The following is an 18,748-nucleotide window of genomic DNA, read 5'->3' on the forward strand; positions in this document are numbered from 1 at the left end:
CCAATACGAGCGGAAAAGAGGGGGTTTTTCACTACATGGGGGAGAGGGCTTTAGCGACTGGTTGTAGCTTTGTGAGTTGCCTTCACGTTATGGGATGTTCCACCCATACGCTTGATAAGCGTTTCAATGCTTTTCGCATCTTCTGTACGCGCTGTACTCACGTTGCTGGAGCGACTTGCTACACGAGCGATTTCTTGGATGTCATTCGGATTATCGGTAACATACACTTTGTAATAGCGTGGTGAAACCGATTCGGCGTTCATTTTTGCCTGTTTTTTCGCTGTGTGCGCATCTGCTCCTTGTGTGTGCACACCTACAAAAACTTCTTTATCCGTTACCAAGACCGTAGAACGCTGAACGCCAGGGCAACTGGCAGTGACATTCCCTACAGCTTTTGCCAATGCATCACGGTCTACATAGACGTTTGTTACACTGGCGGTTTTCATATGCTGACGGTCAGTCTGCGCATAGCCCATGCGTGGCATTCCGGTTTGCATGACTCCTGCTCCACCGCGGTTCCAAGCATGCTGTTGATAAATGGAATGGTGTCTTCCAGTAGGAGTATTGTAAACACCTGCTGTACCCATACCAGCTTTATGATCCGTAAAGGCATTGTACGGTCTCATACCGCTTGTGTAGGCGTTGTAGTTGTTTACATTTGCATGTGGATAGGTACCATTTGGATATACACCATAGTTAATCCCAGCATTGTTGGTCAGTCCCATACCATTACGGACGTGGAGTCCATCACGTGTTCCGTCATAGTTGCGGACATGAAGCCCGTCGAAATTAGTGGTGTTTGTACCGTTGTAATTACGAGTGTGATGATACCCGTCGATGTTCGTCGAGCGCATGCCATCGTAGTTACGGACGTGCATTCCATCAAAATTTCGGACGTGCGGAGCAGACTGGTACGACATCGTCTTGTTCGGATGCGTGTAATTAGGCGCAGCATTATTTGCACAACCAGAAGCCAACAGCACAATACCTGCAATTGCAGGATACAACCATGTCTTTTTCAATGGTAACACCCCCTACACGATAGAATGTCCAAAGGCACAGGTCAGTTATCGTGGGAAATTTAGCTCATGTTGCGTGAAATATGATAAGATGGACGTAGTATACATGCGTAAGGAGGAAGCGAGTTTGATTCGCACGCAAGCCGGTACTTATGAAGTCATGGAAGTAAATCGAGACGGCTGGAACCTTGAAGCGTTCAAGGAGCGCTATAGCGACATCCTCGACAAGTACGATTATATTGTAGGGGACTGGGGCTATGGTCAGCTTCGTCTTCGTGGGTTTTATACTGACGCTAATCGCAAAGTACCGTTCGAGCAGCGGATCGCCGCTTTGGATGAGTACCTGCATGAGTTCTGCAATTTTGGTTGTCCGTACTTCGTTTTGCGCAAGGTAAAAGCAAACGTTGGCAACGGGGACGACCAAAGCGGGCAAGACGAAGCTGCCTTTGATGTCATTATTGATATTCGTCAGGACATTCCTCGTGAAGAGGGTGGCTCTTCGCCCTATGTAGAACGAAAAGAACGCAGACGCTATCACCCGCGTCAAAATAAACAGGATCGCCAGAACAATGCTGGCGCGGATCGCAATGGGGCAGGGAGAAACGAACGCGGGGAGAAGCCAAAGTTTCAAAAGGATCGACCCGATAAAAACGGCAAGGACTCCAACTCACGAGAGCGCCGTCCCAATCAATTGAAACCTAATCGCGAACGCGATAAAGTCCCAACAGGACCAAATACACCAAAGCGTGAATCCTAAAAATGAATCAGAATAACCGAAGCATAAAAAAGAGCCCTGTATGTCAGGGCTCTTTTCGTTTTTCGATCTAAAAACCACCGGGTCCACCAAAACCACCAGGTCCACCAAAACCACCGGGTCCACCAAAGCCACCGGGTCCACCAAAACCACCGGGTCCACCGAAGCCACCGGGTCCACCAAAACCACCTGGTGCTCCACCCCAACCAGGCCAGCCCCATGTGGGCCAATAGCCAGGCCAGCATGTATTGCATCCCCACCAAGGATATGGTTGTGGGACGACAACGACCTCAGGACCTCGTCTTCTACGGAAAAAGACTGGATGAGCCTGATCTTCTGGAATGTATTGAAAATCCTGGTCTGCTGAGTAATAAGGTGGCTGGTCATATTGTGCAGGAACAAATTGGTTTTGATCGTATTCGTTTTGATCGTATTGAGTTTGATCGTATTGGTTTTGGTCGTAAGAGCTTTGGTCGTATGGATAAGATTGCATGATGCGATTCGCACTCCTCTCGTTATCTGTCTGTGCATCTGTGCAGTAGCAGTATACGAGGCATACGCCTGTAAGGAGCATTGTCCAGAAGGAATTGGGCGGGGGCTACAAATAAAAAAAGGAAGAGCCTACAATCGCTCTTCCTTTGGTGAATTAAATGGCTGCTTCCAAAAATGATTTCAATTCTTCTGCTTCACGCTCGTTCAAGTTGAACGCGAATTCTAGATAGCCTTCTTCTTCCAGATCATCATGTCCAATAATAGCGGAGCGTCCATTTTGAATGTTGATGACAATCGCCTTCCCATAAAAACGGTTGGTCGTTGTAATCGCGAGGTCAAAACGCGTAGCTTCGCCCGTGAAGCTGACAAAGCGCGTTCGAGTATCCTCAGCTTCGTCGTACAAGTAGAACAAATCATTTGCCATATAGGTGTCCCTCTACTTCCATAAAAGATTTGGTTTGTGTTCGGTATTGTGTACAGCGCGGACAAATCGAATGGTTTTGGTTTTAGCACGCATGACGATTGAATGAGTTTCCACCATATCATCACCGAGATAGCGCACGCCTTGCAACAGCTCTCCATCAGAGACGCCTGTTGCCGCAAAAATGGCGTCATCCCCTTTGACCAAATCGTTCAGCGTCAAGAGCTGCTCCGGATTGTCTAGCCCCATTTTGATGCAGCGCTCGCGCTCGCTGTCGTTTTGCGGCTTGAGCTGGGCTTGCATGTCGCCACCCAAGCACTTGATCGCCGCGGCACTGATCACGCCCTCTGGCGCACCACCGATACCCAAGAACAGGTCAATCCCTGTATGCGGCAGACAAGTAGCAATCGCAGCACCCACATCGCCATCTCCAAAAAGCTTCACTCGCGCACCCTTTTCACGAATGGCGTCAATAATCGCCTGGTGGCGGTCGCGTTCCTGAATAATGACCGTCACATCTTGAACGCGCTTGTTGTTTGCTTTTGCTACAACCTCTATCATTTTATCCACGGGATCGTAAAGGTTGATTAGTCCGGCAGCACGTTTGCCGACGGCCATTTTCATCATGTACATGTCTGGTGCATGCAAAAGTGTTCCACGATCACCGATGGCGATAACAGACATGGCATTGTTGTGACCCTTGGCGACAATCGTCGTTCCTTCTAGCGGATCAACCGCCACATCTACCTCAGGACCGCCTGCTTCCGAGTTACCGAGCTTTTCACCGATATAGAGCATGGGGGCCTCATCCAGTTCACCTTCGCCAATGACGACGGTACCCCTCATGTTGATCGTATCAAACATGGCGCGCATGGCGCTGGTCGCTGCTCCATCTGCTTCATTCTTTTTCCCGCGTCCCATCCAGTGAGAAGAGGCGAGTGCAGCCATTTCCGTTACCCGCACAATTTCCAGAGCCAATTCGCGTTCCACAGTGTGTTCCTCCCCTTATGCTTGCCGGCAAAAATTCACCCCATCATTGTAACATAAAGTAATACGTGATTCGTGACAGGTCGTACAAATTTGGTATACTGAGGGATGAAAAGAGGTGAAACCGGTGAGCAATTCCTATTTGCAGGAAGGGGAATTGGTGCTTCTCGTCCTGGTGCTAACATTTGTGTTTACCGTTTACTACTCAAAACGCAAATCAAAAAAGCGAAAGTAAGGAGAAATATATGTACGACGTGAATACAAAACGAATCGACCAAGTATTGGAACATATGTCTCGTATGCTTGATCTGTTGGACAAGCTCAGCGAACGAGGAGCCGAAGCGGTTTTGGCAGATGAAGTTGCTGTTGCAGCGATGGAGCGAGCCCTGCACTTGTCTATCGAAGGAATAGTGGATGTCGGAAACGCGCTGATCGATGGATTCATTATGCGAGATCCAGGAAGCTACAGCGACATCGTGGAAATTTTACGGGATGAGCAAGTTATCACGGATGAACAGGCTTTGATCCTGACACGTGTAACTGATTTCCGCAAGCACCTGGTCAATGATTATACAACTGTGCCGGTCAATGAGATGTACAGCCTGGTAGAAGAGGCTGCCGGTACGATTCGTCAGTTTGAACCACAGGTTAGAGCCTTCTTGAAAAAAGAACTCTTTTAAAAAGGTGTTTTCAATCCAGCACCAACGTAGCGGATATTTTATACAAAAGACTTTCGTTTGTTTACTAAAACGTCTTCTTCCACTACAATAGGGAGAAAGGACGGTGATACGTATGACAAACGAAGGAACGTCCACTCGTGATCAAATCCTGCACATGCTCAAGGTCAAAGGTTCACTCCCTGTCAGCGACATGGCCGTCGAGCTAGGGATTACTGAAATGGCGGTTCGACGTCATTTGAACACCCTGGAGAGAGATAATTTGATCAAGTCTACGCTTGTTCGCCAAGCGATGGGACGCCCAACGAATGTTTATTCATTGTCGCAGGAAGCAGACGAACTGTTCCCGCGCAATTATTCTCATTTGACATTAGATTTTTTACAAGACATAAAGGAAATCGATGGTTTGTCCAAAATAGAGATGCTATTTAGACGCCGCGAGAATCGCTTGGAGGAGACTTATCGCTCCCACATGCAAGGTGACTTGGAAAATCGTGTAGCCAAGCTGGCCGAGCTGCAAAACGATAAAGGCTACATGGTGGAATGGGAAAAGGACGAAAATGGAGACGGCTATCGGATTCAGGAGTTCAATTGCCCAATCTCGCAAGTAGCTCGTGAATTCAACCAAGCGTGCAGCTGTGAGCTCTCCTTGTTCCGTCGGGTCTTGAATGCCAATGTCGAGCAAACCACATGCATGGCAAAAGGCGGAGACAAATGCATGTTTCACATCAAGGAAGCGAAATAAGCTAGCCATAACGAAAGTCCACTCGAGCTGGGTGGATTTTTTCTTTTGTTTACAAGATTTCCCCGGCACAGGATTCGGTTAGAGTCCTGTGCCTTTTTTTCTATAATCAGGCAGGTATTAAGTACCTTTTTGCTCCATTCTTTCAATCTTAATGTTGTTTTAACGTTTTCTTTATGTTGGACATTTACTATTTATAGTGTAAAAAACAACCAAACACACAGAAAAACAACAGGAAGGCGGAGTGGTATCAGGTTAATACTGGTAAACTGGATAGCCGTCGTGACGAAAAACAGATGAGGAGAGATCCGTAATGAAAAAAATGGTATCAAGTATAGCTGCTTCTGCCATCTTGTTGGGTGGAATCCTGCCAATCGTTGATTCTGTTCATGCAAAAGACAAATTTCCCGAGAAAAAGATGACGATGACATTTGACGTGATCAGTGACATCCAAGGAGACCTCCGAGATTTTGGTCACGTTTTGCAAGACATCAATGAGGAAAATCCAAAATCCAAAGCATTGATCATTAACGGTGATATTACTCCTCGCGGTTACGATTTTGAATATCAAGCCGTGCAAGATGTGCTCGATAAAAATCCTCACCCTGAAAATGTGTGGTCCAGCATTGGCAACCATGAGTTTTATGTGCCGAAGTGGAAGAATCCCCAAACGCTTGCACAAAGTACATGGCCAAACGGCACAACGGAAGAAGAGTTGTTCGATAACTTTTACGAATTCAGTGGAGAAGACAAAGTCTATCACCAAAAAGAAATCGATGGATATCCCTTCCTCTTCCTCGGCACAGAAAAATACATGAAATACCACGATCCAAAATTGTGGGATGAAGTATACATGAGCGACGAGCAACTGGATTGGCTGAAAGATAATCTGAAGCGTTATAGCAAGAAGGACAAGAATAAGCCCATTTTTGTATTTTCCCACCATGTGCTCCCGGACAGTATCTCGGGCTCCAGACAAAATCCATACACGAACGATTACCTGGATGTGGACAAGCTCCTTGACATCTTGAAAGACTATCCGCAAGTTGTTCTCTTCACGAGCCACACCCATTGGGATCTGAACCTGCCGGACTGGGCAGGCAAAAAGAAAGTCAAAGGCGGAGACAAACGCGGCTTTACCGTCGTAAACACGGCCGGCATTGAAACGGGATGGATGTCAGCCGGTCCAGACGGTGGCGAAAAAGTCACGCCGGATGGAGGGGCTTTCAAGCAAGGGCTGCGCTTGCAAGTGTACGGTAATGATGTCGTCATCCAAGCGTATGACTACCAACACGATAAAGTAATTAAGAAGCTCGGCATCCGTAATGGAAAAATCGAGCAGTTGCCGCCGGATGTACAGGCGGATGATGATAATAACGTGCTTGTCAACGCGACGCAATACATGGAGTACGCAGTTGGCAAGCAAAAAAACTGGCGGGATTTTGATCCTGAAAATCCACCGACATTTCCAGGAAACCAGGTCGTGTATGTCCGTCATAAAGGGGAAATGAACCTGGAAGACGGCACGCCAATTATGGTCAAATTCAAGAAATAACGAGATTGAATTGTAAAAAGCAGGAAGCGGTTCAAAGCCGTTTCCTGTTTTTTTGCGATAGAAAGGACGAAGGTTTACACTAAGAGGGGAGAGCTTGTTCAACCGGCTTACGACAATAGATGGGAGATGGAACAACGTGAAACAATACAAAGGCTATTTGCTTGATCTGGATGGGACGATTTATCGGGGAAAAGAAGCGATTCCGGGAGCCGCAGCATTCATCACCCACTTAAAAACTCATCAAATTCCGTATTTGTTCCTGACAAATAATTCTTCAGCCTCTGCACAGCACGTCGCAGAACGACTGGTAGCAATGGGCATAGAAGCACAGGCTCGGGACGTGTATACCACGAGCATGGCGACCGCTACCTATTTACGAGAGCAAGCACCAGCGGGTACACGCGTCTACGTGATTGGAGAGGCGGGCTTGCATGATCAACTGACGGAAGCAGGCTATGTGATTACAGAAGAGGATCCGGCTTATGTCATTGTCGGGATTGATCGTGCTTTTACGTATGAAAAGCTGGCGATCGCCGCACGCGCTATCCGTGCAGGAGCAACTTTTATCGCTACAAATGCAGATGCAGCCCTGCCGACGGATGCTGGTCTGTTCCCCGGCAATGGTTCACTGGTGGCAGCCGTTTCCGTTGCCTCCGCGACCAAACCTATCGTGATTGGCAAACCGGAGTCCATCATCGTCCGTTACGCTCTGGATCAGCTTGGTACTGCTGCGGCTGACACATTGATCGTCGGGGACAATTTATATACGGATATTGAGGCAGGTGCTAACAGCGGCTTGGACAGCTTGCTCGTTTTGACAGGCTATTCCACGCGCGAAGAAGCAGACAAGCATCATGCTGCGCCTACCCATATTGCTGAAGACTTGCCTGAATGGCAGCAACGAATCTCCCTATGATTCTGCGCATTCCTCCTGCTGCTTCTGGCGATGGGCAATACGGCTGGAGGCGGCTGCTGCGACCGCACCGACGAGATCGTCCAAAAAAGTATGGACACCAAAACGCTTGTCGTTGAGATCGGCTAGTTTGCCGTGCTTCAGCTTGTCTACATAACCGAAGTTGGTGAATCCGATGCTCCCGTACAGGTTGACGATGGCGAGGGCGAGTACCTCGTCTATGCCATACAAAGGCTCGTCTGATTCAATAATCGCCTGGAGCGGAGGCAGCAGCTGCTTTTGTTCGGCGAGGATGTCGAGTTGAATCCCGGTCAGCAACGCATTTTGGACCTCACGTTTTTTCAAGACGGCAGCAACACTATCCAGACACATGTCCAAGGTGATGTCCGGGATGTATTTTGACTGCAGGAACATGACAATTTCAGCAATGTCGTTCATACTGACTCCTCGTTTTTCCAAAAGCTCAATAACGAAGTCCAGACAACTCTCGCTATTTAGTGGATGCTCATTCATGCTTGTGGTTCCTCCTTTTTAACGTGCGTGTTCCAAAATCCGACTTTTCAGCACCCAGAAAGTCGGCATGAATGCATCTAGTATCTGCATACAGATAGGCACCTATCCCGATCTAATGACATACAATGCCAGAAGAGCAGTATGCAAGGAGGGTGAACGACTGTATGGAAGAAAAATATCTTCTTCAGGAGAAGTACGGTTTTGAACTCCAGGGATATCGCACGACGGGGGCAAGCAAGGTACTGGAAACGGATCGAGGCCTTTACTACATGTTCGAGGCGCCAGCCGGATATAAATACAAAAGCAAGTTTATTGAGAAAGTAAAACAGCATTTGAGTCAACAGCAAAACATTCGCTTGTTAAAGCTGGTGAACACAACAAGCGGGCAGGCTCACATCGTCGATGATGAGCAGCTTTACTATTTATACAGAGGCGTGCGAGAGGCTGTTCCCGACAATCCACATTATTCCAGTGGTCAGTCACTCGCACAGTTCCATCTGGCCACGAGTGATTTTTCATCAGATAAGATGTTTATCCCCTTTAGCTCTCTTGGCAACTGGCCGAGCACGTGGCGCAAAAAGCTACGGAATTATAATGATTATCGGGATGAGATGGATGAAGAAAATGTAGAGCTCGCGCCAATGGATGAATATTTGTTGACCTGCTTCACGTACGTTACTCAACTCGGTGAATTGTCCGTTCAATACTTGTTAGATGCTGGATACGATAAAGTTGTGAAGGAAACAGCTGGTCTCGGGAAAGTAGCCTACCAAAATTTTGATCAAGGGTATATGCTATGGAAAGAGAAGGATGTACGTCTAATGGCAGGTGAATGGAACTGGGTTCTTGATATGCGTACTCGTGATGTGGGGCAGTGGATCAAAGCCGAGACAAAGCGAAACGGCTGGAATGAAGAGGCTGTGACCAGCTTTCTCGACGGCTACAACAGCGTCTCTGCTCTGCAGCCAGATGAATATGCTGTGATTTTTGCGCTTATGCTCTACCCAGGCAGGTTTTTGAAGCTCGTGGAGACCTATATGGAGTTGCCGGTAGAAGAGCGCCAGGAAGTCAACATCCAAGCATGGCAAACGCAGTTGGAAGACGAGCTAACGAAAATAGAAGATGGACTTCGTAAGTACCCCCTATTCATTGCACAGCGTTATGACGTATCCATTCCACAAATTGATTGGTTGTGGAGGAAAAAAGATGATCAAGCAACAAGTTTTCGTTACAAGGAAACTCAATCCTGAAGTGATCGCGATGCTTGAAAAAGTAGCCCAGGTCGAGCAATGGACAAAAAATACGCCGATTCCGCGTGAGCTGTTGCTGGAAAAGATTGAGCATGTAGATGCCGTCTTGACCATGCTGACAGAACGAGTGGACGAGGAATTTTTGGCGTTTACAAAACGACTCCGAATCGTGGCGAACATGGCGGTCGGTTACGACAATATTGATTTGGAAGCGTGCAGACGACACGAGGTCATCGTAACCAACACGCCCGATGTGCTGACAGAGTCTACAGCCGATTTGGCTTTCGCTTTATTGATGGCAACAGGCCGCCGATTGACGGAAGCCAATCGATTTTTATTGCAGGGGGAATGGACATCGTGGAGTCCGACCCTCATGGCTGGACAAAATGTATATGGTTCGACTCTGGGGATTATTGGGATGGGGCGAATTGGGGAAGCGGTGGCGAGACGCGCCAAAGGATTTGGCATGCGGATCTTGTATCACAACCGGAATCGCAAACCGCAGGCTGAGCAAGAGACAGGAGCACGGTATGCTGATTTGGCGGAGCTTCTGCAAGAGTCCGATTACGTCGTTCTGCTTACCCCGCTGACAGAAGACACACGCATGTTGATGGGGGAAAAACAATTTTCGCTCATGAAAGAAACCGCTGTGTTTATCAATGTTTCTCGTGGTGGGACAGTCGATGAATCCGCACTGTACCAAGCGTTGGTAGATAAAAAAATTTGGGCGGCAGGCCTGGACGTTTTTGCGGTCGAGCCTGTCCCGATGGATAACCCGCTCTTGCAACTGCCGAATGTAGTCGCATTGCCACATATCGGTAGTGCAACTGTGCAAACGAGGGCGGAGATGGCGAGGCTGGCTGCTGCTAACATCGTAGCGGTGCTAAGTGGAAGGGGACCACTGACTGCCGTATGAACACGTTCTTTGTTTTGATTTCAGGCCTCTTCGTGCTTCTCTTGATTGCAGCAGTAGCCGTTTCGTTTCACGTAACCTGGCGCTTGACGCATCCTGTACGAAAACCGATTCATATGGAGCCTCGAGATTTTGGAATCGAACAGGCGGAGTCCGTTGTTTTTTCGAGCAGGGAAACAAAGATTTCGTTGGCTGGATGGTACCTGTCGGCAGAAAAAAATGGGCGGGTTTCGAATGGGAAAACGCTGGTCTTTGCTCACGGATATAGTCAAAACAGATTAGAGCCACATCTGCCAGCGTTGTCTCTGGCTGCAAGACTGGTTCAGGTCGGCTTTGATGTATTGATGTTCGACTTTCGCAATGCAGGGGAGTCCAGCAAAGCACTGACTACGATTGGTCTTCGAGAACAGCAAGACCTGCTTGGGGCCATCGATTTCGCAGCAGCGAAGAAGCCGGAGCACAGACTCGGTCTCGTCGGATTTTCCATGGGGGCGGCAACCTCCTTGATGGTTGGCGGAGTGGATGAACGCATCACAGCGATTGTGGCAGATTCACCGTTCTATTCCTTGCGTGAATACTTGGCTGAGAACTTGCCGCAGTGGACGGGCCTGCCCCGAGTTCCATTCAACTGGCTCATTCTTACCTTGTGTCCTGTTTTGCTAGGAGCCAACCCGCGAGACGTCAATCCGTATCAGGCAGTCCAGCAAGCGAACAAACCGATTCTTTTTATACACGGGACAGGCGATACGACGATCCCACTGGTAAACAGCGAACGCCTCTTTGAGCTGACCCAAGACGAAGATTCCGAGATTTGGATCGTACCGCGAGCGGGTCACGTCCGCAGCTATGCGTTAGTTCCTGATGAATACGGGAAGCGCGTCATTGCCTTTTTGGAAAAAGGAAGGGAAAAAGGGAAATGAAAAAAGCAGCTACGCGTTTGCTGTAGCTGCTTTCATGTCGATGTGACTGGATTAGAATACTTGTTGAACTTCTTTGATGCCTGGGATTTCTTCCACCAGTGCACGCTCGATTCCTGCTTTCAGGGTGATGGTAGAGGAAGGGCAGCTACCGCAAGCACCCATCAGGCGCAGCTTCACGATGCCATCTTCTACATCAACGAGTTGTACGTCTCCGCCGTCACGTTGCAGGTAAGGACGCAGTTTATCGAGAACTTCTTGTACTTGATCCATGATATCCATGTTACATTCACTCCTTTCCAACCTCTCCTTTATTATAATCATACCATGGTGAGAAATCCATGGCTTACATGCCCTGTTGACACTTTGAAGTTCTGCTGACACACCGAAGTTTAGTAGCATGGACTTTTTGTAATCTTTGCATGTTATAATGAAAAAGAAAGAAGCAAGTACTTCAATATAAGGAGTCAGATCTTCGTGAACGTATTTCGCAATGTGAAGGAACTGATTGGTAATACGCCGATCGTCGAAATTACACAATTTGAGCTCCCTGAAGGTGTCCGCTTGTTCGCCAAGCTGGAGTATTTTAACCCAGGAGGCAGCGTAAAAGACAGACTCGGCATGGAGTTGATTCGTGCCGCAGAGGAGAACGGCCAATTGGCCCCAGGTGGTACCATTATCGAACCGACAGCAGGAAATACAGGAATTGGTGTAGCGCTGGCCGCTGTAGGAACTGGTTATAAAGTCATCTTCTGCGTACCAGCGAAGTTTTCTGAGGAAAAGCAAGAGCTGATGCGTGCCCTCGGAGCAGAAGTCGTCAATACACCGACAGAGTTGGGGATTAAGGGTGCAATCGCCAAGGCAAAAGAACTCGCAGAATCCATTCCAGGTGCTTTTGTTCCACAGCAATTTGCTAACCCGGCGAATCCAGACGCACACTACAAAACAACAGGTCCGGAAATTTGGAGTCAAATGGACGGCCAAGTAAACGTATTTGTGGCAGGCGCGGGTTCTGGCGGTACTTTCATGGGTGCAGCTCGCTACTTGAAGGAACAAAACCCAAACGTAAAAACGGTAATTGTCGAGCCAGAAGGTTCCATCTTGAATGGGGGAGAATCCGGCCCGCATAAAACAGAAGGGATCGGCATGGAGTTTTTGCCTCCGTTCATGGATACGAGCTACTTCAACGCCATTCACACGATTCTCGATGTGGAAGCATTCGATCTGGTCAAGCAGCTGGCAGCCAAGGAAGGCTTGCTCGTAGGCAGCTCCTCAGGTGCAGCCATGGCAGCGGCACTGCGCGAAGCAAGAGAAGCAGCTCCAGGGACTAATATCGTTACACTGTTTGCCGACGGCAGCGAACGTTATCTAAGCAAGAAAATTTACCAGGGGGGAATTTAAGATGCGTATCAAAACTCGTCTGATCCACGGCGGAATCGATGGAGATCCACATACAGGAGCCGTATCCGTTCCAATTTACCAGGTAAGTACTTATAAACAGGAAGCCATTGGTGTTCACAAGGGCTTTGAATACTCCCGTACCGGGAACCCGACCCGTCACGCATTGGAAACATACATCGCAGAAATCGAAGGCGGCGCTCGCGGCTTTGCATTTGGTTCTGGTATGGCGGCACTGTCTACCATCCTCTCCATGTTCAACAAAGGCGACCATCTCGTGGTAGGTGACGATGTATACGGTGGTACTTACCGCGTCGTTACACGTGTATTCTCCCGTATGGGTCTGGAAGCAACCTATGTAGATACGAGTGATCTGGCAGCAGTAGAGGCGGCAATTCGCCCGGAAACCAAAGCAATCATTATGGAAACACCGACAAACCCGCTGTTGAAAGTAAGCGACATCAGCGCTTTGGCAGGCATCGCGAAAGCAAAAGGCGTGCTGCTCGTGGTAGACAACACGTTCATGACACCTTACTGGCAAAATCCGCTGGATCTCGGAGCTGACATCGTGTTCCACAGCGCAACAAAATATTTGGGCGGACACAGCGACGTAGTAGCAGGTCTGGTTGTAGCAAAAGATGCGCAAGTGGGCGAAGACCTCCATTTTGTGCAAAATGCAATTGGCGGTGTGCTTGGACCACAAGACTCTTGGCTCTTGCTGCGCGGTATGAAAACGTTGGGAATTCGGATGGAAGAGCATGAGCACAATGCTCGCACGCTGGCAAAATGGCTGTCTGAGCGCAGCGACATCAAACGCGTCATTTATCCTGGTTTGTCCAGCCATTCCGGTCATGAGCTGATTCAAAAGCAAGCGCGTGGCTTCGGTGGTATGATTTCCTTCGACGTAGGCAGCGCAGAGCGTGCTGACGAAGTGTTGGCAAAGGTAAAATACTACACGCTGGCAGAATCGCTGGGTGCAGTGGAGAGCTTGATCAGCGTACCTGCACGCATGACACATGCTTCTATCCCGGCAGAGCGCCGTGCTGAGCTGGGCATTACGGATGGCTTGGTGCGCATCTCTGTTGGTATTGAAGATGTTCAGGACTTGATCGAGGACCTGGACCAAGCATTGTCCTAAGCTAGCTGACCCGGGGGAGGGCGGATATAGTGACTGTCGATATCAAGGTTTTTGGGACAGAGCAATTGTGCGCAAGCTGCGTCAATTTGCCATCTGCAAAGGAAACAGCCGAGTGGCTGGAGGCGGCACTCTCTCGCAAATATGGGAGTGACAGCATCCGCATCGTTTATAGCGACTTTCAACAGCCGCAGACAGACGATGACAAAAGCTGGGCGAATCGCATTATCGAGGAAGATTTATGGTATCCGCTTGTCGTAATTTCCGGGGAAATTGTCGGTGAGGGAAATCCGAAGTTAAAAGATATCTATGAAAAGCTGGAGAGCATGGGCGTACAGCCGATTGCTTCTTTGGCAGAATAAGATCACTCAAGAAACGACCAGATGATCTATATCTGGTCGTTTTTCTTTTTAGAGTAACAGTCTGAGCGCAACTTCGAAGGCCAAGAAGCGTTTAACTAGCATCAAAAGAAAAAGGGTGATTTTTCTATGTTTGGAAAAAAGATGGTGTTTAGCATTCTAGCATGCTCCCTTTGTTTATCCACCATACTTGTTACCCCATATGCTACAAATATTGCAGAAGCAAACACAGCGAGCTACAGAATTACATATAAACTTCCGCCCAATCCGGAAAAATACTTGTTTTTGAATGTACAGATGGTTTCTATTACTAATCCGCATCCATTGCCATTGCAACTGCGCCCTTATTCATCCGATGACTATATGATCGACATGGAAACGGAAGAATCGTATCACAAAATGAATTTCTCTTATCGCGTGAAATTCTTATCCTCGAAAAAAGGATTTCTCTGGAATCTGTATCACTTTATCGGTAATCTACCTCCAGCATATCCGGCTGACATGAATCTGGATGAGCTAGACCAAGGCATTAAGAATACGGACGCTTATTCAAAAGAGGGGAGAGCTCTACGAGAAACCAGAGCCCAAATCAATATGAATGCCCGCCTGCAGCCTCTTGTTCAAGCCGGTTACGTCATGCCAAATGAGATCGACGATGGGATCGCAACGAAGGAGTTCGTCGCGACCGTTCTGTATCGGATGTTCGGAACCGTTCGACCTTACCACGGAGGAATTGATCTGAAGGATTCGGAGAATGTTGCTGTGCGCTGGGCAGTTGAGGTAGGCTTGCCGGGTTATGTAGTAGATAGCGAAGGCTATATTTATCCTGATTCACCGCTTAGCATGGAATCCGGTCCGGAAAAATACGCGCAGGAGCATGCGTATGATCGTCTGCAGCATTTTATGAAACTCATTCTTCCCGGGAAAAAGACCGAATCAGGTTGGGAGTACTATCAGGTGAAATTAGCACCGGGCATGGTGCCGACACAACCGCGAGATCTCATTTCAGTCAATGGAAAGCCCTATAATGATGATCCTGTTTACTCTATTACTGAGACCCAAGAATACCAAAATGCTAGTAGAAAAATCGGCCAGTACTTTATTCCGAAGTTTCCCCAAATGCTCGATCAAGCACGTAAGGATGCCCTAAAGCCTCGGGCATGGGACTGGAGCCGCGATCTAATCCACCATCCTAATTTTTCCAAGGAGATTGCCGCTTATCGTAAAAACAAAAGCAGCAAAAATCTGAATGCCGTCTATCAAGCTGTAAGAAAGCACTACAACCTGAGTATCCGTCAAGACTCGGCTGCCATCATCAAAAGTGTGCTGGATAACGTCAAGTAACGTGCTGTTTACTATTTGTATATCATTCGTAAACCTTTTGTAACGAAATAGAATGGGCTTCGTCCTATAGTAGTAAATGTAACCAATAACTTACCATCTAGTGGAGGCCATAACGATGAATAAAAAATGGATGAAGCCTGTTACATATTTGCTGCTTGCAGGAGTTGTAGGAGTAGCTGGATTTACTGCAATGACTACACAAGTAGCTCACGCAGACTCTGAAAAAGGAAAGTCGTTTTCTGCCGCAGCTGAATTGAAGCTCGCGAAAAACACCTATGTGATCGATCAAAAAACAGCTGACGTGAATGGCGATAAGAAGGATGACGTCGTATACCTGATTGGCGAAAAAGAAAAAGCGGATGACATCTATTCCTCCAATATGAACATCGTAGTGAAAGACGGAAAATCCGGTGCTTATAGCCAAACGGATATCAAAGAGCTGGGCGGCTATGAAGGCGAGCTGACTCTCGTAGACTTCACGGGTGATCATGTTGCGGATGCCTTCGTGAAAACAGCGACTGGCGGAAGCGGCGGTGTTTACAGCCACGTAATCGCTACCTTTGAAAACAACAAACCAGCCGTGATTTTTGGTGAAAAGGAAAACGAAGGAATCCGTTACGAGGGGAAATTCGTAGATGGCTTTAAAGTAGAGGGCAAAGGCTCCCACCTGGATAAGCCGCTGACGCTTGACGTAAGTGCCAACCAGGATGTATACGTAGCTGCCAAGCTGTATGACAAAGCAGGCAAAGTACAGCCAACAGAAGATGCTGTTTCTGTATTTTCTTATCCATTTGGTTCTTTGACTCCAGTCGATATGGATGCGAACGGTACATTTGAGCTGGTAGGGGAGCAACGACTTGTAGGTATGAACAACACAGATACCGTTTCCCGCATCAACTCCGTATGGGGCTACCAAGGTGACGGCAAATGGAATCCATGGGAAGTAGAGTATTCTACTTTCTTGAAAAAACACCCAGGTGAAGCGATCAACACGATGATTGAAAAGTAATAATTGTAGAGCTTGATCCGCAGCCTCCTTTTCATGACGGAAATGAAAAAGGAGGCTGTTTTTCGTTGCCAGCGAATGGTTCTACCAACCGACTTTTTCTCATATGGATTTTGGGTACAGGGGTAACCAAAGGAGGAAGAGCGGATGGACCAACCGATTGCTCGCTACTACGAGTTGAAGGAAATTCAAAAGCAGGTAGAGGAAGAGTTGAACGAGCTGCGGAGTAAACTAATTGAAGCTTACAGCGAAGCAGGCAGCGCAGAGGAAGGCGAATACAAGCTGCTGATCTCCTACCAGGAGCGTCGAGAATACAACGATGACCGTCTTTACAACGCCTTGCCAGATCCTTCGCTTTGGCGTCTCATGTCAAAGGCGGATACAGGGAAAATCTCCAGTCTGCTCAAGCTGAATGTCATTCAAGAGAAGGTACTGGCAGACACCTTTGAACCGAAAAAAGTACCTGTTTTACGTGTCCAAAAGCGATAAACCAGCAAAATGAGGAAACCGTCAGGATTAATCTTGACGGTTTTTTTGCATTGGGAGAATTATTTTGTATAATGGAATGATATTGAAAAATTCCTGTTTTTTCCTTATTTTTTCTCTAGCAAATCTTCCTATAGAAAGAGGTATCTCCCCATGAAAATAGGCTTGGCTCAGACGAGGTTTCCCCAATCAGCGGCGGAGGGGCTCGCGATTATCAAGCAGCAGATGATCAACGCTGCGCAAAATAATTGCGATCTGATTTGCTTTCCTGAATCGGTGATTCCAGGGCTGCGCGGTGTAGGCTATGAAGTGGAAGCATACGATCATGAGGTACAACACAGAGCTTTGGAAGAGATTCGTGCTCTGGCGAAGGAACGCCAGCTCGCCGTCATTTTACCGATGGAATGGAAGGATGAGCGCGGCTATCATCTAGTCGCCTTTGTTGTGGGGAAACAGGGAGAAGATCTTGGGCTACAAATCAAAAATCAGATCGATCCAGATGAGGATCAGTTTGACTATGTCCCTGGCGAAGGGCGCCATTTGTTTACGATAGAGGATGTGTCGTTTGGCATTGTCATCTGCCATGAAGGATGGCGATATCCAGAGACGGTACGGTGGGCGGCACGCCGCGGGGCGAGCATCGTTTTCCATCCGATGTTTACAGGGGAAGTCAGCAATCCCGACTTTTACAACGGGGCAATGGTTTGCCGAAGCTTGGAAAACAACATCTACTTCGCCAGCGTGAACTACGCGATTCCGAATCAACAAGTGACGACGGCTTTGATTTCGCCTACGGGGGAACGGCTGTGTGTCGCCGCTTCAGGGGGCGAGGAGTTGCTTGTGTACGAGATTGATCCTGTGAGAGCCACGCGATTATTAGCCCAGCGCTTCCAGCCTGAATTGGTTGAATAGGAAGGAAAAAAGCTGACGCCCATACCATCCCGACGTTAGCTTTTTTGCCAGTTTATATCTCCTTATCCACATAACGTCCATACTTGGGGACAGCTACTTGATCAAACTCCGCAGCCAATTGGACCAATCCGTCGGCCAACTCCTCGCCATACATAGGTGGACCGTGACCAGTGATTGCATACGCAGGGGCGAGATTGGCAAGCTTTTCGACGGATTGCCGAGCTGCCTGCCAATTGGTTGTAAGATAAGCAGGAGGACCGGTCAATTGCTTTTGCTGGGTAACGACTTGATACAACGAGTCCTGCTTCACCGTAACAAAAGCGTCACCTGCGAGGAGAATTCTGTCTTCATCACGAAAGAAGGAAATGTGCCCAGGCGAATGGCCAGGTGTATGTATCCAGCGCCAGCCAGGCATTCCGGGAACGCTCCCATCTTCGGGCAAAGGAAGAACATGGCTGCCCAAATCGATTGGCTCATTTGGAAACAACGGCGACAGCTTCGCAAGTAGCCCGCCCTCAACAGTTCCATCTGGCTCCGAATAGCATTTTTGGCCTGTCAAATAAGGGATTTCTAGCGGATGGGCATAGACGGGAACCTTCCACGCTTTTACGAGCTCGATGACTGCCCCGACATGATCGAAATGACCGTGAGTAAGCAAGATGGCTCTCGGCTTGGCTTCCTCACCAAAGCGCTCCCGGGCAATCTCGATGATTTGTTCCGCCGATTGTGGCATCCCCGCATCTACCAGAACCCATGATTTTGAATCCCCGACCAGCGCGATGTTCACAATTTGAATGGTGTAGCATTCTACATCTGGTCTGACTGTTTCTTCGACTCCGCTTCGAAAGGAAGTCATTGGCATGTAATTGTCAGCCAGCGTATCTCTCATATCCTTATATGTGTTTGGTTCCACTAAAAAACCTCCAAGCTGGTTTCTTCGGTCTACGATATTATG

Annotated in this window: 22 protein-coding genes; 15 read left to right on the forward strand and 7 right to left on the reverse strand. The window is 48.1% G+C overall.

The features are described 5' to 3' along the window. Nucleotides 1–50: 50 nt before the first annotated feature. The gene (locus tag ACM6JA_RS22280; RefSeq protein WP_414854085.1) at nt 51–1,031 is read right to left on the reverse strand and encodes a YhcN/YlaJ family sporulation lipoprotein; all 981 of its coding nucleotides are present in this window, start codon (nt 1,029–1,031) and stop codon (nt 51–53) included. A 79-nt stretch (nt 1,032–1,110) separates the two neighbouring features. On the opposite strand from ACM6JA_RS22280, the gene ACM6JA_RS22285 reads away from it, so the two are divergent. Continuing rightward, nucleotides 1,111–1,776, forward strand: a complete 666-nt coding sequence (locus ACM6JA_RS22285) for a YutD family protein (protein ID WP_052006400.1) — start codon at nt 1,111–1,113, stop codon at nt 1,774–1,776. A 67-nt stretch (nt 1,777–1,843) separates the two neighbouring features. Here the strand turns inward: ACM6JA_RS22285 and ACM6JA_RS22290 are convergent, their stop codons facing one another. The 3 genes from ACM6JA_RS22290 to glpX all read right to left on the reverse strand — a co-directional run bounded on the left by ACM6JA_RS22290 (nt 1,844) and on the right by glpX (nt 3,676). Next, complete coding sequence (locus ACM6JA_RS22290) at nt 1,844–2,266, reverse strand: hypothetical protein (RefSeq protein ID WP_414854086.1); 423 nt, start codon at nt 2,264–2,266, stop codon at nt 1,844–1,846. Nucleotides 2,267–2,419: 153 nt separating this feature from the next. After that, on the reverse strand, nt 2,420–2,689 hold the full coding sequence (locus ACM6JA_RS22295; protein WP_414854087.1) for a DUF3055 domain-containing protein: 270 nt from the start codon (nt 2,687–2,689) through the stop codon (nt 2,420–2,422). A gap of 12 nt (nt 2,690–2,701) precedes the next feature. Beyond that, on the reverse strand, nt 2,702–3,676 hold the full coding sequence (gene glpX / locus ACM6JA_RS22300; protein WP_414854088.1) for a class II fructose-bisphosphatase: 975 nt from the start codon (nt 3,674–3,676) through the stop codon (nt 2,702–2,704). Nucleotides 3,677–3,918: 242 nt separating this feature from the next. Here glpX and ACM6JA_RS22305 point away from each other — a divergent pair, with 242 nt between their 5' ends. The 4 genes from ACM6JA_RS22305 (at nt 3,919) to ACM6JA_RS22320 (ending at nt 7,563) form a co-directional block, all read left to right on the forward strand. Beyond that, a complete protein-coding gene (locus tag ACM6JA_RS22305; protein WP_173616495.1) occupies nt 3,919–4,353 on the forward strand; it encodes a DUF86 domain-containing protein in 435 nt (144 codons plus the stop codon). A gap of 112 nt (nt 4,354–4,465) precedes the next feature. Beyond that, nucleotides 4,466–5,095 (forward strand): helix-turn-helix transcriptional regulator, encoded by a 630-nt coding sequence (locus ACM6JA_RS22310; protein ID WP_414854172.1) that lies wholly within the window; start codon nt 4,466–4,468, stop codon nt 5,093–5,095. A 310-nt stretch (nt 5,096–5,405) separates the two neighbouring features. Continuing rightward, nucleotides 5,406–6,647, forward strand: coding sequence for a DUF4073 domain-containing protein (locus ACM6JA_RS22315; RefSeq protein ID WP_414854089.1), 1,242 nt, complete (start codon nt 5,406–5,408; stop codon nt 6,645–6,647). Between the two features lie 136 nt (nt 6,648–6,783). Next, nucleotides 6,784–7,563: a TIGR01457 family HAD-type hydrolase gene (locus ACM6JA_RS22320; RefSeq protein ID WP_414854090.1), complete on the forward strand. Its 780-nt coding sequence runs from the start codon at nt 6,784–6,786 to the stop codon at nt 7,561–7,563. Here the strand turns inward: ACM6JA_RS22320 and ACM6JA_RS22325 are convergent. Next, nucleotides 7,558–8,073: a phosphatidylglycerophosphatase A gene (locus ACM6JA_RS22325; protein WP_414854091.1), complete on the reverse strand. Its 516-nt coding sequence runs from the start codon at nt 8,071–8,073 to the stop codon at nt 7,558–7,560. The genes ACM6JA_RS22320 and ACM6JA_RS22325 overlap by 6 nt on opposite strands. 164 nt (nt 8,074–8,237) lie before the next feature. Here ACM6JA_RS22325 and ACM6JA_RS22330 point away from each other — a divergent pair, with 164 nt between their 5' ends. Genes ACM6JA_RS22330 through ACM6JA_RS22340 form a run of 3 tightly spaced genes read left to right on the forward strand, consistent with a single transcriptional unit; the run spans nt 8,238 to nt 11,156 of the window. Continuing rightward, nucleotides 8,238–9,323 (forward strand): hypothetical protein, encoded by a 1,086-nt coding sequence (locus ACM6JA_RS22330; protein WP_414854092.1) that lies wholly within the window; start codon nt 8,238–8,240, stop codon nt 9,321–9,323. Further along, complete coding sequence (locus ACM6JA_RS22335; RefSeq protein ID WP_414854093.1) at nt 9,280–10,239, forward strand: 2-hydroxyacid dehydrogenase; 960 nt, start codon at nt 9,280–9,282, stop codon at nt 10,237–10,239. Before ACM6JA_RS22330 ends, ACM6JA_RS22335 begins: the two co-directional genes overlap by 44 nt. Beyond that, complete coding sequence (locus tag ACM6JA_RS22340; protein WP_414854094.1) at nt 10,236–11,156, forward strand: alpha/beta hydrolase; 921 nt, start codon at nt 10,236–10,238, stop codon at nt 11,154–11,156. The genes ACM6JA_RS22335 and ACM6JA_RS22340 overlap by 4 nt, the downstream gene beginning before the upstream one ends. 51 nt (nt 11,157–11,207) lie before the next feature. Here ACM6JA_RS22340 and ACM6JA_RS22345 read toward each other — a convergent pair whose 3' ends face one another. Continuing rightward, nucleotides 11,208–11,435, reverse strand: coding sequence for a NifU family protein (locus tag ACM6JA_RS22345; RefSeq protein ID WP_007715787.1), 228 nt, complete (start codon nt 11,433–11,435; stop codon nt 11,208–11,210). Between the two features lie 195 nt (nt 11,436–11,630). On the opposite strand from ACM6JA_RS22345, the gene cysK reads away from it, so the two are divergent. From cysK to ACM6JA_RS22380, 7 genes are all read left to right on the forward strand, one after another. Next, nucleotides 11,631–12,554, forward strand: coding sequence for a cysteine synthase A (gene cysK / locus ACM6JA_RS22350; protein ID WP_007715789.1), 924 nt, complete (start codon nt 11,631–11,633; stop codon nt 12,552–12,554). A gap of 1 nt (nt 12,555) precedes the next feature. Further along, complete coding sequence (locus ACM6JA_RS22355; protein ID WP_015893022.1) at nt 12,556–13,689, forward strand: bifunctional cystathionine gamma-lyase/homocysteine desulfhydrase; 1,134 nt, start codon at nt 12,556–12,558, stop codon at nt 13,687–13,689. A 29-nt stretch (nt 13,690–13,718) separates the two neighbouring features. Then, nucleotides 13,719–14,048, forward strand: coding sequence for a YuzD family protein (locus tag ACM6JA_RS22360; protein ID WP_007715795.1), 330 nt, complete (start codon nt 13,719–13,721; stop codon nt 14,046–14,048). A 141-nt stretch (nt 14,049–14,189) separates the two neighbouring features. Further along, complete coding sequence (locus ACM6JA_RS22365; protein WP_414854173.1) at nt 14,190–15,389, forward strand: hypothetical protein; 1,200 nt, start codon at nt 14,190–14,192, stop codon at nt 15,387–15,389. Nucleotides 15,390–15,504: 115 nt separating this feature from the next. Next, complete coding sequence (locus ACM6JA_RS22370) at nt 15,505–16,398, forward strand: hypothetical protein (RefSeq protein ID WP_414854095.1); 894 nt, start codon at nt 15,505–15,507, stop codon at nt 16,396–16,398. 144 nt (nt 16,399–16,542) lie between these two features. Then, nucleotides 16,543–16,884, forward strand: a complete 342-nt coding sequence (locus ACM6JA_RS22375) for a hypothetical protein (RefSeq protein ID WP_007716784.1) — start codon at nt 16,543–16,545, stop codon at nt 16,882–16,884. 150 nt (nt 16,885–17,034) lie between these two features. Next, nucleotides 17,035–17,793, forward strand: coding sequence for a carbon-nitrogen hydrolase family protein (locus ACM6JA_RS22380; RefSeq protein ID WP_414854096.1), 759 nt, complete (start codon nt 17,035–17,037; stop codon nt 17,791–17,793). A gap of 52 nt (nt 17,794–17,845) precedes the next feature. Here ACM6JA_RS22380 and ACM6JA_RS22385 read toward each other — a convergent pair whose 3' ends face one another. Beyond that, nucleotides 17,846–18,706, reverse strand: a complete 861-nt coding sequence (locus tag ACM6JA_RS22385; RefSeq protein WP_414854097.1) for an MBL fold metallo-hydrolase — start codon at nt 18,704–18,706, stop codon at nt 17,846–17,848. Nucleotides 18,707–18,748: the final 42 nt, after the last annotated feature.

The sequence above is a fragment of the Brevibacillus sp. IT-7CA2 genome (assembly GCF_949767855.1).
In the GTDB taxonomy this organism is placed as follows: domain Bacteria; phylum Bacillota; class Bacilli; order Brevibacillales; family Brevibacillaceae; genus Brevibacillus.

Excerpts from the sequence above, each read along its gene's own strand:
- ACM6JA_RS22285 (WP_052006400.1), top strand. The coding sequence starts at position 1,111 with ATGGACGTAGTATACATGCGTAAGGAGGAAGCGAGTTTGATTCGCACG.
- ACM6JA_RS22290 (WP_414854086.1), bottom strand. The coding sequence starts at position 2,266 with ATGCAATCTTATCCATACGACCAAAGCTCTTACGACCAAAACCAATAC.
- ACM6JA_RS22295 (WP_414854087.1), bottom strand. The coding sequence starts at position 2,689 with ATGGCAAATGATTTGTTCTACTTGTACGACGAAGCTGAGGATACTCGA.
- ACM6JA_RS22305 (WP_173616495.1), top strand. The coding sequence starts at position 3,919 with ATGTACGACGTGAATACAAAACGAATCGACCAAGTATTGGAACATATG.
- ACM6JA_RS22310 (WP_414854172.1), top strand. The coding sequence starts at position 4,466 with ATGACAAACGAAGGAACGTCCACTCGTGATCAAATCCTGCACATGCTC.
- ACM6JA_RS22315 (WP_414854089.1), top strand. The coding sequence starts at position 5,406 with ATGAAAAAAATGGTATCAAGTATAGCTGCTTCTGCCATCTTGTTGGGT.
- ACM6JA_RS22325 (WP_414854091.1), bottom strand. The coding sequence starts at position 8,073 with ATGAATGAGCATCCACTAAATAGCGAGAGTTGTCTGGACTTCGTTATT.
- ACM6JA_RS22330 (WP_414854092.1), top strand. The coding sequence starts at position 8,238 with ATGGAAGAAAAATATCTTCTTCAGGAGAAGTACGGTTTTGAACTCCAG.
- ACM6JA_RS22335 (WP_414854093.1), top strand. The coding sequence starts at position 9,280 with ATGATCAAGCAACAAGTTTTCGTTACAAGGAAACTCAATCCTGAAGTG.
- ACM6JA_RS22340 (WP_414854094.1), top strand. The coding sequence starts at position 10,236 with ATGAACACGTTCTTTGTTTTGATTTCAGGCCTCTTCGTGCTTCTCTTG.
- ACM6JA_RS22345 (WP_007715787.1), bottom strand. The coding sequence starts at position 11,435 with ATGGATATCATGGATCAAGTACAAGAAGTTCTCGATAAACTGCGTCCT.
- ACM6JA_RS22355 (WP_015893022.1), top strand. The coding sequence starts at position 12,556 with ATGCGTATCAAAACTCGTCTGATCCACGGCGGAATCGATGGAGATCCA.
- ACM6JA_RS22365 (WP_414854173.1), top strand. The coding sequence starts at position 14,190 with ATGGTGTTTAGCATTCTAGCATGCTCCCTTTGTTTATCCACCATACTT.
- ACM6JA_RS22370 (WP_414854095.1), top strand. The coding sequence starts at position 15,505 with ATGAATAAAAAATGGATGAAGCCTGTTACATATTTGCTGCTTGCAGGA.
- ACM6JA_RS22375 (WP_007716784.1), top strand. The coding sequence starts at position 16,543 with ATGGACCAACCGATTGCTCGCTACTACGAGTTGAAGGAAATTCAAAAG.
- ACM6JA_RS22380 (WP_414854096.1), top strand. The coding sequence starts at position 17,035 with ATGAAAATAGGCTTGGCTCAGACGAGGTTTCCCCAATCAGCGGCGGAG.